A 14,307-nucleotide genomic window follows, 5' to 3' on the forward strand; every position below is an offset into this window, starting at 1 on the left:
AGGTTTTGCAAACATTGGATTCTTAATTTTTCATCACAAATAAAATCATAGAGTAATTCATGCTTCAACTTAAGTATTTAGTCATTATAGAATCTTCCACAAACTGCTCTTTTTTGCATAATCCAGCATTTCTCTTTCAAAAAACTCTACCGAACCAAATAGAACAGTCATCGGGATCTCATCCTTTCCGTTTCTGAGTCTTTTAATACTTTTTTCTACTTTCCTATTCTAGGTGTATATGAAAAAAGTCCGCCAAAAAGATTGGCGGACAAAATGGTTAAAGGAAGAAACCTTTAACTTATTGAAAAAGAATCCGATCTTTTTGGCAACCCGACTATCATAGCACCAAAGTGCCTTAGACTCGTGGCTTTGCGTCCCTATCTTTCGATAAGTTTGCCCTTATCATTGGTTACTTTTATACTAAAACTATATGATTATCATTTCAACATTATTCTACCTTTTTTAACATATATTTGTAACCGCCAAGTAGAAATGAACACTTTCTTACCTAAAAATGCTGAATAAGATTGAACACTTTTTTCCAGTAGAGACGTGCACTTTATTTGGAGAGGCGGGCATGATAGCCTTTGTCGGCTGAGCCAGATTCATTGATATATCAGGCTTCCTGGCTAATAATCTTGCCCGCAGAGGCTCCAAGTAAAGTGACAAAATGCCAGCACTAACTTCCAGTAAAGTGTTCACTACTAATTAGCAAAATGTGTTCAAAGTTATCAGGCGGTTACAATATTTTACTTTTTTACATATTTGGACCTATAAGTGAACAAAAAATTTGTGTTTTTTTGTTTAAATTTGTATTTAATCAAACGTTTGATTAATAAAAAACCGACATTTTTTCTCTTTTCTTCGATCCCTGAAAAAAATTCTTGAAAAAGGAATTAATGAAAATTTTGAATAAGGGATTGAGAATCCTCCCCTAGCTAACATCCATGTCCATTTGTCTTTTTACTTTGTATACAACAAGTGAAAAAGTAGATGGGGCAACAAAAGCAAAACATCGCCCGTTCCTCCAATTCAAAATAATCTCTCGGTGAACGAGAGAAAATACCTGCTGAACGGGAGTAACTCTTTCCGAACGAGAATAAATACCCGCTAAACGGGAGTAAACTTCTTCCGAACAAGAAGAAAATATCTTTTCATTTATAGTCTTTTTTCGGTAATCAATAGCAGTTAGCATTTATTAACCACGGGAACTCACAAGCTGAAGAAAAGCTAAAGCATCCTATTAGCCTAAAAGGGAAACGAACTTGTCCTCCGGAAAAAGTGGGGGTGTTTACGAATATGAATTAATAATCAAATGAAGTTGACAAAATTATGAAAAATGCTTCTTCTTACAAATAAATCTCTGAAAGATGATTAAAAAGAAAAGCTGACCTATAAAAGTCGGTCTTCATTAACCTTTTAAGTCAGCCTCACATCCTCTTTTTTATTAATCTAATTGTAAAGTCTCTGCGTATTGATATGGAATAATATTTTTAAGCTCGGTTTGTTTCCAGCCCTCTTCTTCGTGGGAAAACTTGCTAATCGAAACAGATCCAAAATTTTTAAAATAATCTCTGACAAAGTGTAGTACCTTTATTTCCTGATCATCAAAAAAATCTTCTTGAAAATTTTTTAGAGCTTTTATTGTAATGTAAGTATAATCATCTTTATACTCTTCTTGAATTTCAATATAGCCTGCTTTTTCCAGAGTACTCAATATTAATTCATAATCTTTAGGAACTGGTCCATGTGGATATTTTAAATACGGCAGTCCACTTAAGGACAAGAGATCTCTTTTATAGTTTAGAAAATCTGAATAAAAAAGCAATTTCATTAGCTTTGTTTTTTGTATTCCTCCTTGTGAAAAGAAAAGGATCATTTGAATTAATTTTTCTAAAGAAAACTGAGAATATCCAGATTCAATTGTATTGTCATGTATATGATAGTTTAGTCTTAGGATATCAAATAAACCTTTTTCGATATAATTGGTATCTATCCTCTTTAATTGATTTTCAATTTTTATTTGTTCTTTTTCAGTAAACTTATGCTTATTTAACTTATAAAATTCTTCAATTTCTTCCGGTCGATCCTTTAACAATTTTAAAATAGCCATATGAGAGGAATCCGGAATGAATTTTCCTGATTCATACCGTACAACAGTAGCTTTACTCCAATTTAAGATCTTTGCAAATATCTCCATAGAAAAACCATATTGATTTCTTACATCTTTAATATCTTCAAATGATAACCCTTTCCTTTTCATATACAAATCAGTTAATTGCTGCATTATTTGGTTGTCAAGTAACTCATCAGTGAGCTCCTCTTTACAAGATGGACAAACAGCAACTGTTTCAATAATTTCAAAAGTCTCACCTTTAAATTCATAAGTGGCATTTCTTTCAACAATATTTGCTTCTACATCACCTCTACAATGGTCACACCATTTCATCATTATTTTTTCCTCCATATCTTCACCTTTTATTTACTTAGACATGTCATTATTTGAATATTTTTAATTTAATTTTTTTATTTTTATTTTAGTCAATTTAAAGTAAACTCAATAATATTTTTATAATTATATTAAAAAGAAATCTTTTGCATTTACAATTATAAACAACTGCAAATGCAAAGATCCTTATGACCAATCTTCATGAAAGGACATACAAACACAGCCTCGATGATCTATTTTTAATTTTATGTATGTCTGAATTCCATTAACTTCTTTCTTAAACTCCCATACTTGACTACCGTCATTAGGCCGATCCCTATCTGGATTTGGACCTTTAAAATAGTCACGGGGTTTAAGTTTTAGGATTTCATCCCAAGCCTGTTGAATAGATGTGAGTCCAATACTAAGCAAAGCTTCTGTATAACGGATTCTCTTCCCGTTTGGCAGATTGTACCATCTTGTGATAAAATCTCTTCTTCCTTGACTTATCAAGGACTTGATTTCAATTAAAAATAATCTTGCCTCCGCCTCAGACAACCCCTACATTCCTTTCGCTCTATATTTATTGTTTTCTTCTGACATTAGCATTCTCCTCTCTACAATAAAAGGATTTGTTCCCTTTTTTATATTATACACGTTTTCGGTATCAATTGATACCAAAAACTACACAAAATTATTTTCATTCTTATCATTTTTCTAAGGATGAATATTGTATAAATAAATATTAAGAAATTCGGCGACAATTGGGAGCATACAATACGCTTTGCCCATTCTTTAGCTTGGTCAAACAGTCACTTTGTTTTCCTTAGAAGAAAAAGGAGAAGTAATCACTTCTCCCTTTGAATCCTTGAATATGATGTTAGAGGTGTCGACTCCGTTCGTTACCGTCCATGATTGAACGTTTTCTGCGCCTCTAATTTCTTTTACATTGGCATTGTCGATTAGTACTTCTTTTATTTCAGCACCGCTTAAGTCGATGACAGCATCTTTTGAAATTGGGCTGATGATAATTTTCGTGTTCTTTAAACCTTCACCTTTAACAGTTGCTGAGTTCTTTAACCAGATTCCTTCACGAATTACTGAAGTACTGTCCATATTCACTAGAGAATTGGAAGCTTGAATCGTTAGTTTTTTGGTTGAGAATCCAACAAGGTTATAAATTTTATCATATTTCGGCTGCACAGTTCCTAATTGTGTCTGAATGATTACCGGATCATGGTCGCTTGCTCGTCCGTGCACTTCCATAAAGGATGAGTTGATATGGACAATATCGACGATTGTTGATTGCGCCAAGTTATTGGATACTAAAATGTGATCCAGCACTTGGGAGTTCCCTTGATACGTGTACGAATAGCGCTCTTCTGCAGGAACTTTCTCGATCATATTCGTTAATTCGTTTCCTTTGAGTGTTTTTAAAGGATTTGAGAATTCAAAATCATTAAAGTCCCCTAATACTACAACATTTGCATACGGGTCTTTCGATTTAATATCTTTTACAAAATTGTTAACGATTCTTGCAATTTCAAGGCGTTTTGCCTCACTTGTTAATACCGGAGGCTGTACTTTTCCGAATAAAGGAAGATCCCCGCCTTTTGAGTTGAAATGGTTTGCTACTACAATTACACTTTTTCCGTTAAATTCAAACTGGGCTGCTAGCGGCTTACGGCTGGAATCAAACGCAGGGTTTGTCGGGTCGATGCGGCCCGGGTTTAATGTCAGCTTTCCATTTTCGAAACCGACTGTTTGTGTGGCAGTACCTTTTGGCGCCGCTGTAAGAGATACCCGATCTTTTTTATAAAGGAATCCGACGCGAATATTTCCGCCGGGAGCACCGCCGTCCCTATTATTTTCCGGAGCGATATCGGTATAAGCGTATTCCGGTCCGCCAAGTTCTTTCACTTTGTTGATTAATTTCGCAAAACTTTGATCAGCATTGGTATTCCCGCTGTCTGTTTCCCCGTCATTATCCTGCATTTCTGATAAGCCGATAATATCAGGCTGGTTCAAATTCTTAACGATTGCTTCTGCTAATTTTGTTACCTTTGCGTCATCTGTTTTCGTTGAAAAATTTTCTACATTATAAGAAGCAATTGTCAGTTTCTCCGGGTCCGGAGTAATCGTTGTCGTTTCTCGAGCGGTCGGACCTTCAATCAGCGGCGGTAATTCAGCCTTTTTACTTAATACTTTATAGTTGCTGTAACCATAACTGACAACACCTTTGATTGAGCCATTAAAATGATCCCCCGTTTTTGCCACGAAGTTTTCATCATTAATATCAATCATAATTCTTTCAGGGTTGTAATCTGTTTCTGAAATTTTTAATCCGCCGGCTATTGTGTTCGTCGGAATTGATTCAGGAACAACGATGACCTCCCCATATTTTTGCGGGGCAACGACCTTTGGATTTTCTACTTGTACAAGCATTCCTTCTAAGCTTTCAAAAAAGTCGATTCCGTCTTCTTCCGGATCAAATTTAGTAAAACTGTCATTATCAATAATTTCAGTTGGAAGAGCACGATCTTTTCCAATCACAACCGGTGCAGGAAGCGGTTGTCCGCTTGAAACCTTTGAAATGGAACCTGTTGACGCATTTATTTCGGTGACCGGTAAATCAGTCTGTAATTTTTCTGCATATCCCTCTAATACATATTCTTTCACTTGACCTGTTACCTTCACAACGTCGCCGACATTTACGCCATGAGATTTTTTATAAACTAAAATTCCTTCTGATGTCTTTTCATCATGATCCGGCTGCAAGTCTTGCATATAAAAGTTATTCGCGTCAACTACATACGTAACGATTCCTTCAATATCTGTTACATTTTGGCCATCAAATAATGAAGTATGACCGGCACCTTGAATATCATGGATCCGAACCTCTTCGTCTTGAATGATGTATTGGAAAGTAGCTATATCACTGTTTGTTAATCCATCCTTCACCGCAACCGCTTTAATCGTTGTGTTTTCAGTAATGGGGATTGGTCCATTATAAACGTGGCTGTTTGTCGTTGGTTCGGTGTTGTCTGTTGTGTAATAGATTGTTGCGCCTTCTGTTGCTGTTGATAAGGTTACCGTGTCTCCCTTATTCACTAGTCCTGAACCAGGAGTTGCGGTAATGGCTTGTACTTTACTTGAATCGGTTATAATATCAGCTGCATCACGCGGAATTAACTGATAAGTATTTTTATACGCACCTAAAACGCCAGTAATTGATGTGTAGGTTTTATTAACGGAAAGTAGGTTCGTATCCTCCGGACGAATAACAAATGTATTTCCGTTGCCATCCTTGGCAGTATAATTGCCGTTGGAAAAAGATTCAACGGTTACATTGTTAACAGATACAAGCATCCCTTCTTTGTCTTCCTGGAGTTGGTCTGCCGTTAGTACTTGCGGCTGCGGAACCGGTTCTTGTCCGATTACTTGTACATCATTTGCTTGAACATTGATTTCCAATAACGTATTAAAATCAGCTAAAGTTCCTTTTACACGTACTTTATCTCCGCGTTGAACATTCAGCCCTGAACCGTATAGGACGATTCCGGCCGTTTCATCCTGGATATAAACGGTATTTTTTAATACTGCCGTCACGATTCCTGTCGTAATCACCTGTGTGCCGACCGCTTGCTTTCTTACATCAGCAATTGATTGTTCTTGCAGAATTGTATAAGTAAAAGTTTGAACATCACTATTTTCAAGCCCGTTTGCTGTGGCAATCGCTTTAATCGTTACATCTTTGTCAATGGTAATTGGACCAGAATACAAAGTGCTTGCCTCTGTTGGATTGGTCTCGTCAGTTGTATAATAGATTTTTGCATCAGGTGTTGCAGTTGAAAGTGTTACCGTTGTTCCAGCTGCTACTGCTCCTGATGCAGGGGAAGCGGTAACCGGTTGGACTTTTGTTGGGTTGGTGTCCTCAACAAATGTATAAGATGATGGAGACTTAAGACCAGGTACACTAAAATAAGCTTCCAAGCTTCCGGTAATTTGAATCTTTTTCCCTAAATTTGCTGGATTAGTCTTTAAGTTAAGAGCTGTTCGAATAGAGCCATCTGGCAACTGTACCGGGATTATTTTTGATTTGTCCGTTTCATTCGGATTATCTGCCAGTGCAAGGTTTGTATCGACAGTAAATGGCCCTGTATGTGTGTATGTAATGCTTGGGCCACTAGTCCCTGATTTTACAACTCCAACGATATAACCCTCGACTGTTGCGTTTCCAGAATTATTGGCAATTGCTTCAGCAACTGTAATCACACCAGCTGCTTTGGAGACATCTACGTTAAATGGGGCAAAGAGACTCAAAACCATTGCAAAAATGATTGCAATGTTGAAATGTTTCTTTTGATGACTTTTCTTCATTATATCCTCTCCATGTTCATATTTTCTTCAATCCATGGCCCCGGCAGTCTTGCCCGGGGCCCTGATTTATTTTTTAGTCAAGGAAATATGTTTCGCCTTCTACCTCAACATGGTCTAAAACGATCTCACTGTTTCCTTTTAAATAAAGGTCGCCTTTTACAGTTGCATACTCTAATTTGGCAACTCCCGTTACATCAACAGAGATGCTTCCATTGTGAACTTTAGGAGATTGGGCCGTACCGCTGAAGTCGGCTGCGTTTACAGTTGTTATGGCAGTCGCTACATCAATGATTCGTCCTTCGACTGATGGATTTACCGTTTGATTCGGCTGAGCGGCGATATAGTCTCTGAACATTTCCCAATCAACATTTCCCGGTTTGCTAACTCGTCCTTCTGCGTACGCCTTAGCGAACATTGTGTAGCCATCTCCACCTTTTGCGGTAAAGATATTTGTAGCAACTACGTATGTTTTAGCTGGATCTAGCGGAACATAGTTGCCTCCTTCGTTCACTTCCAATGTTAACACTCTTTCGCCTGCCGGTTTTCTGCTGTCATATGTGAATTTCATACCGGAAACTTGCAAGAACCCGCCAAAAGGTTTTGGAGCGTCTTTTACACTGAATTCAAGTGCCTCTTTGATTTCAGCACCTGTCAGTCTCATTAATCCTAATGAGTTTCCAAAAGGCATGACTTCCAATATTTTTGCTAATGTAATGTTTCCGGCAGGTACAGTAGCACGAATTCCACCCCCGTTTTGGAGAGCAATGACTGTATCCGGATTGATGGTTTTCGCCTTTGCCAGCATGCCGTCAGTGATCAAATTTCCTAAGTTTGTTTCCCCAACACGTGCAGGCGGATTTCCTCCAATTAAATCAACTGCTGCTTGTCCAACAACAGTATTTTGCTTTTCTACAACTGTTGGTTTGTATTTTTCAGCTAAAATTTGAGCAGCTTCAGGATCATCTTGCAACTCATAAGTGTTATTTACTTTTTTATCAATTTCAATTAACTTTCCTGCGTGGCTGATCACTTCCCCGTTCTCATCAAACTCAACATCCAGCGTACCGAGGTACTTGCTGTATTCATTCGCTTGAACAATAATAGTCGGCTCTTCACCTGTTTCGTCAACAACCGGTTCAGCTAGCTTATCGTGAGAATGTCCGCCAACGATTACGTCTATTCCTTCAACTTCCTTTGCTAACGTAAGGTCGTTATCTCCGCCGCCGTCGTTATACCCTATATGGGTTAACGCGATAATTTTATTAACCCCTTGAGCTTCGAACGCTTCAACTGCTTTTTCCGCTTCTTCAATGTAATCTTCAAAGACAACATCTTTACCGGGACTAGAAATATTTTTCGTTTCAGCTGTTGTCAGGCCGAAGATACCGATTTTTTCTCCATTCACTTCTTTTACGATTCCATTATAAATTTTTCCATTTTCCGGATTGGAAGATACGGAGTTATTGAAACGGGCTTTTAGGTTATCATCCTTAGAAAAGTCGACATTGGCGCTGACAAATGGGAATTTCGCTTCCTTAACAAAATTTGCAAGTGTCGCTGTTCCTTTGTCAAACTCATGATTTCCAAATGTCATAGCATCATAGCCTGCAAGATTCATAAACTCTAAATCTGCCAGTCCATTAAATTCACTAAAATACAATGTTCCCGAGAACACGTCTCCCGCATCTAATAAGAGAGAATTAGGGTTAGCTTGTCTTACCTGCTTAATGGCAGTGATGCGTCTTGCAATATTATCTAGATGTGCGTGGGTATCATTAGTGTGCATAACTGTTAATTTAAATGGTTGCTTATCTATTGGATTTTTTAGAGTAACTATTTCTGTCGGATTCGAAACATTTCCTGCATTATCTACTGCATATACCTTATATGTTCCAGATGTTAGTCCAGTTGTACTAATTTTAATATCAGTATTAATAGAAGACACGGTTTCCTTCTTAGCAATTCCGTTAGTAACTAAAGTCTCAAGAGCACTCTTCGTTGAAGGAGCTTCATTACTTGGCACTAAATAAACTGTTCCTAATTCATTAACTTTTACTACAAGATCATTCCCAAGTGTGACTTGGCTTTCGGAAACTAAAGAAACCGTTGGTGCAGTAGTGTCCGGTGGTGTAACTATCGTTCCGCCGGAACTATCCGAACTACCTATTGAACCTGTTTGCCCTCCGTCCTTGTTATTCACCGTTACACCAGTAGAAGTTTGCACTGTTCCGTAATTTATAACTTCAATAGTACCTGTGACGGATGAGTCTTTCTTTATTTCTTTCACTACGGAGTCTTTTGCTACTTCAATTTGTGCATTTGCATTTTTTACAGTGACCGTAGCTTCTTTTAAGTCACCTTTTAATTCTATTTTTTGGCCTGCTTTTTCAGCTGCTAGATTAACGGCTTGTACTTTCGCACCTTGTTCTGCTTCTAATTTCGCCGCTGTTTTTACTTCGATTTCTTTCACTACGGCATCTTTTGCCACTTTAACTTGAGACCCTTCTCCTGTTACCTCAACCTTTGAATTGGAGAAGTCGCCTTTCAATTCAACACCTTTACTTGACTCACTTCCTTTCATACCAACGGAAACGACTTCGTACGCGCCTTTTTCTTTAGAATTGAGGATCACTGTTCCTGTAGATCCTGCCGTTTCTGAAAGAGACAATGTTTTAATCTTTGTACCTGCTTCGGCAACAATATTTGCACCGTTCGCATCGTTTACTTTCAGTTCCTCAGCTGTAACGTTTTTCTGATACAAGCTATGGTCAGCAACGTCATCAACAACAATGGCACCGCCTTCGTTATTCAGCTTGTTCACTTTCACGTTTTCAAGATAAACCGTTCCTGCACCTGTTTCATTACCTTTAATAATAATGTTTCCATTGATCTCTACATTCGCCAATTTTATATATTGATTTTTACCTGCGATGATGATAACGGACTGATCATATTTTTTTACTTCATTTGCCGTTCCGCCAAAAGTAGTTGGCTTATCTGCTTCAGTAGAATTCGCATGGAAGATCACTGAAAGTTTTCCAAACTTTTCCTTAACCGGATTTACATAATTTAATACGCTTTTTAATAGATTACTATTTTCTTTTAATACTCCTAGCTTTACACCATCACTCAATAATTTATCAATACGGTTTTTATGGTAAATCGCTTGGTCAAGCTTATTTTCTTTTAGTGCAGCGTTCAAACGGTCTGTCTCTATTTTTATGGAAACCGGGTATAAAGCCGTATCTTTCACTTGTTGTGCAGATTTCATATATGTTTCAATAAACGCGCTGCGGGTAGAAACACCATATACTTTGTAGAAAACAGGAGAATATCTGCGAATTTCTTTTGTTAAGTCATGATACGCTTTTTCAGTTGAGTCATTTATTATGTTTGATGAAATGAATTCACTTAATATATTAGCTTTTGCTTCGATTTTTTTGCCCGCTGTTACTGTGTCAATATAGGAGACAGCACGATCTACATATAGTTGAACATTTTGCGAAAGTCGAGCCTCATAAACTTCTTTTTCTTTACCTTTAAGTTTTTTTATTTCTTCTCGGGCAGCTTTCAATGCTGCTTTCGTTTCATTAAATAGTTTCATATTTGGATAATCTAATGTATTTGTTGGATAAGCTTTTTTCCGATAATCATATGAAACTTGCCATTTTAACGCTCCCGCGAATTTTTCGGCTTTTATAACAAGTTTCTCCGCGTTACTCGTTGCTGCAGCTTGAGCCGGACTGGAAACGACAACTGCATTAGTGGCAACCGTAGCTATAGTAGCAATAGATATTGCTAATTTTTTCGATTTTTTCTTTCCCATTGCTTTTTCTCCTTTTCTAAAATTTTTATTACCAAAATTAGCATTATTACAGTAATTTATCCCACTTACCAAACTACTGTAATTTGTATATTGATACAAGATTTTAGTTGTAAATTAATTGTTAATTTTATATTAAATATGTATAATCTGAATATTATAGCGGCAAAATTGTTTGTTTTATTTGGTTTCCAAATGAAAAACAGATTTAATAAGGAGATCGTCAGGAAAACTGAGGGGCGACTAACGGATTTAGTAACTTGAAAGTCAATGAAAAAAGACCCCTCAACACGAAAGGTCAGAATAATGAAGTAAAAATTATCCACTTTGTCTAATTTTGTAATATTGAAGAGCTTGTTATGACTAGTAATAATAAGTATTTTGAAAGACTAAGACAAAAGGAGGGCATCAGAGAAATGCTAGCTATTCGCATATGTATTATATTCGTACTTGTGATCTTTAGCAGTCTTACTGCATCGTTTTCATTTTCAGAGGCAGCGGAGCCGGTGAATTATGCACCATACTCGGGCAATGGAAATGTTCAATTAGCGGTTGGCGATTCGCGCTATTCGTCTATCAAAATTGGGCCACAAATCCAAAATGTTATCGCGGTGAATGCATCTGCCGGAACAACAAGCAGAGGAAAAGCGCAGATGTATATTACGATGCAAGGAGAACCGGCAAAGCTTGTTGTCGTAGATCTTGAAACGAACCAAATTGTCGACGAAAAGCCGCTCGGCTCATCTACAAGCGCTTGGGCCATAGCTGTCGACAAAAACGGAATCGTATGGATTGGAGGAACGCCAACAGAGCATTTATACAGCTATAATCCGGATACAAAACAGTTAAAAGATCTCGGAAAAGTAAGCAAGTCCACCTCTACATCCATTCAAGATCTGGAGATTGTCGGCAATGACATATATGGAAGCAGTTCGTCCGGTGGAAATGTTTTTAAATATTCAAAAGGAAAAGGGTTTACTAATTACGGACAAATCATTCCCGGCAAAAAATTAGCGAGAAGCCTCGCCTATTCTTCCGCTTCGCAAACATTATTTGTTGGATTAGGCGCCAAAGCAGAGCTTGCAGCTTGGAATTTAAAAACAAATAAAAAAATTCCCATTCTGCCGGAAAAATATAAAGGGGAAACTTCCGTATACGATTTGGATACAGCAAATAATTTACTGTTTGCAAAACTGGAACCAAGCAAAAAAATCTTATTGTTTGATGCAAAAACATATAAATTTTTAGGGGAATTGCCGGCAAGTTCGCGTGGCGTATCGCCAAAATCACCTGATGAAAGCGCGGTGTACTACACGCACCAATATCAATTGTATCGCTTTGATTTAAATACTAAAAAAAGCGAAGCTATTCCAGGAACGCTGAAAGGAACGGAAGCTGTATCTCTTGATTTTGTTAAACTTAATGATGGCAGCTATGCTTTAGTCGGCCTTCTCGGCAATTCAGGTACATATCTTTTCTATCATCCGAAAACAGGAGAAAAAAAGATTGATAAGCTTCCCCTGCCTCCGCAAGCAGTTACGATTTACAATATTGAATCCGGTCCGAATGGATGGATATACTCGAGCGGCTTCGTTTCCGGTCAACTTGGCATCTTTAACCCTGTTTCTCGACAAACCATGGTCGTGAGAAATATCGGTCAAGCGGAAAGTATGATTCCACTAAATGGAAAGCTGTATCTCGGCGTTTACCCGGGTGCGAAGATTTTTGAATGGAATCCTAACATGCCGACAAAGGCAGTAGCACTGTTCTCGATTGGCTACGGTCAAGACCGGCCGCTCGCTATGCTCGCTGTTAATCATACCCTATTTATTGGTTCACATCCAAAAAATGGGGAAGTCGGCGGGGCTCTTACCATGTACAATGTCCAAACAAAACAAAAAATCACACGCCGCAATCTCATCCCTGAACAGAGCATCACGGCATTAACTTACAATAACGGGTATGTATACGGCGGCACTTCCATTTTTAGCGGCAAAAATCTAGAAGGAAAAGCTGATGCAATTCTCTTCCGTTTGTCAGCCAATAAGCCAACAGGCTCGATTGAAAAAATTAAACTGCCATTAACACATCCGCGCCTGATTCATGCCCTTACAACGGGATCTGACGGAAGAGTATGGGGACTTGCTGATGGTAATTTATTTGCCTACGACCCGAAGAAAAAGACAACCGCTGTTATTAAAATAGTGCCAAAAACAAGCGGCCACATTCGCAACGGTGTTCTCTTAACAGGAAAAGACGGTTGGATTTACGGCGTAGCGGAACAAAAGCTATTTCGTGTCAATCCTAAAACAAACCGTTTAGAATTTTTACGGAATGGTGTAGAGGACATCGCACAGGACAATTTTGGCAACTTATACTACAAAGTAAAAGGATATTTATGGATGTTAAAAAGGGGCTGACCTGCAAGTGTCTGACCTCACGTGCAATCCACCATATATATTGCCCTCACTTAACGTTATATGGTGGTTGTGGGGTCTGACACTTAGCTTTTGGGGACATCCCCTTTAATATTATGTTCAGTTTATTTTGGAAAGTATTTTTTTCCATCGGTAAAACCAAAACACTAGGATAAATACTCTCCGGCAGCTGTCACCAACCGAAATATGTCAAAAAGCTCTGAGGAGAGAAATCTCTGTGGGGTTTTTATCTAAATCTGAATCGACCTCTTCAGAAGGTTACTCATCCCAAACAATAATCGAGTAGGAGGGGGTGGCTAACCCCCGACCTCTCACACCACCGTACGTACGGTTCCGTATACGGCGGTTCGAAAGTTTATGAAATCACAGTTGCGAGGGATTTCAAACCTTGCTCTTGCCAATATCGATTATTTAAGGCAAGATTAATGATAGGGTTGTTGGAAATTCGCCAATTTCCTTTCCGGGTGTTAGCGTTTTTCCATGCTTCCTCCTCAGAAATACCGAGTTTTAACAGGTTTCGGTATTTCGTTTTGACCTTTTTCCACTCTTTCCATCGGCATGCCCTCAGACTACGACGGATGTGTGAATCAGTTTTAATTGCGTATGTCTTGATATCTGCAATTTTAAAGTAATTCCCCCAGCCTTGTACCAATTGGTTTGTCTTCTGGATTCGTTCTTCCATACTGACGCCCCAGTTCCGATTGATTAATTTCTTTAACTTTGTTTCAAACCTTTCCTTTCTTTGCTGTGGCACGAATACCCTTATCTCATTCTGTTTCCGATAGAAACTTACTCCTAAGAATATCCGTGCACTCGGCTTTCCCACTGCGCTTTTCTCCTGATTGACCTTCAGTTTGAGCTTTTTCTCAATAAACTTAGAAATTCCTGTTTTCACCCTTTCTCCCGCTTTCATGCTTTTGACGAAGATATTGCAGTCGTCTGCGTATCTGACAAACCGAAGTCCTCTTCGTTCTAATTCCTTATCTAACTCATTCAACATGATATTGCTCAAAAGCGGACTTAACGGCCCTCCTTGCGGGGTTCCTTCTATGTTCGGCTTTACCAGGCCATTTTCCATAATCCCAGCTTGTAAATATCTTCTAATGAGTTTCAAAGTTGGTTTGTCTGTGATTGTTTTAGCGACTAAGGACATGAGTTTATCATGTTGTAGAAATGATAATTTAAATATGTACACAAATGCTTGAATAATAATGTACAAAATTGACTTTAGATTTCAT

At 38.1% G+C, this 14,307-nt stretch carries 6 protein-coding genes and 1 riboswitch; of the genes, 1 reads left to right on the forward strand and 5 read right to left on the reverse strand.

Features of this window, described 5'->3' with window-relative positions; genetic code table 11:
* Positions 1-321: 321 nt before the first annotated feature.
* Positions 322-408, reverse strand: a riboswitch (cyclic di-GMP riboswitch).
* 1,039 nt (positions 409-1,447) lie between these two features.
* The 4 genes from C0966_RS12965 to C0966_RS12980 all read right to left on the reverse strand — a co-directional run bounded on the left by C0966_RS12965 (position 1,448) and on the right by C0966_RS12980 (position 10,634).
* Complete coding sequence (locus C0966_RS12965; protein ID WP_274856146.1) at positions 1,448-2,452, reverse strand: type II TA system antitoxin MqsA family protein; 1,005 nt, start codon at positions 2,450-2,452, stop codon at positions 1,448-1,450.
* 183 nt (positions 2,453-2,635) lie between these two features.
* Positions 2,636-2,986, reverse strand: a complete 351-nt coding sequence (locus tag C0966_RS12970) for a hypothetical protein (protein WP_274856147.1) — start codon at positions 2,984-2,986, stop codon at positions 2,636-2,638.
* Between the two features lie 246 nt (positions 2,987-3,232).
* The gene (locus C0966_RS12975) at positions 3,233-6,808 is read right to left on the reverse strand and encodes a chitobiase/beta-hexosaminidase C-terminal domain-containing protein (RefSeq protein ID WP_274856148.1); all 3,576 of its coding nucleotides are present in this window, start codon (positions 6,806-6,808) and stop codon (positions 3,233-3,235) included.
* A gap of 73 nt (positions 6,809-6,881) precedes the next feature.
* Positions 6,882-10,634 carry a 5'-nucleotidase C-terminal domain-containing protein gene (locus tag C0966_RS12980; protein ID WP_274856149.1) on the reverse strand — a complete coding sequence of 1,251 codons (3,753 nt, stop codon included), beginning with the start codon at positions 10,632-10,634 and terminating at the stop codon, positions 6,882-6,884.
* A gap of 413 nt (positions 10,635-11,047) precedes the next feature.
* Here C0966_RS12980 and C0966_RS12985 point away from each other — a divergent pair, with 413 nt between their 5' ends.
* On the forward strand, positions 11,048-13,051 hold the full coding sequence (locus C0966_RS12985) for a hypothetical protein (protein ID WP_274856150.1): 2,004 nt from the start codon (positions 11,048-11,050) through the stop codon (positions 13,049-13,051).
* Positions 13,052-13,424: 373 nt separating this feature from the next.
* Here C0966_RS12985 and C0966_RS12990 read toward each other — a convergent pair whose 3' ends face one another.
* On the reverse strand, positions 13,425-14,264 hold the full coding sequence (locus C0966_RS12990) for a reverse transcriptase domain-containing protein (RefSeq protein ID WP_274856833.1): 840 nt from the start codon (positions 14,262-14,264) through the stop codon (positions 13,425-13,427).
* Positions 14,265-14,307 lie beyond the last annotated feature (43 nt).

This window comes from Bacillus methanolicus, assembly GCF_028888695.1.
Taxonomy (GTDB): domain Bacteria; phylum Bacillota; class Bacilli; order Bacillales; family Cytobacillaceae; genus Bacillus_Z; species Bacillus_Z methanolicus_B.

Coding starts and splice junctions, on each gene's coding strand:
- C0966_RS12965 (WP_274856146.1), bottom strand. CDS start 2,452: ATGATGAAATGGTGTGACCATTGTAGAGGTGATGTAGAAGCAAATATT.
- C0966_RS12975 (WP_274856148.1), bottom strand. CDS start 6,808: ATGAAGAAAAGTCATCAAAAGAAACATTTCAACATTGCAATCATTTTT.
- C0966_RS12980 (WP_274856149.1), bottom strand. CDS start 10,634: ATGGGAAAGAAAAAATCGAAAAAATTAGCAATATCTATTGCTACTATA.
- C0966_RS12985 (WP_274856150.1), top strand. CDS start 11,048: ATGCTAGCTATTCGCATATGTATTATATTCGTACTTGTGATCTTTAGC.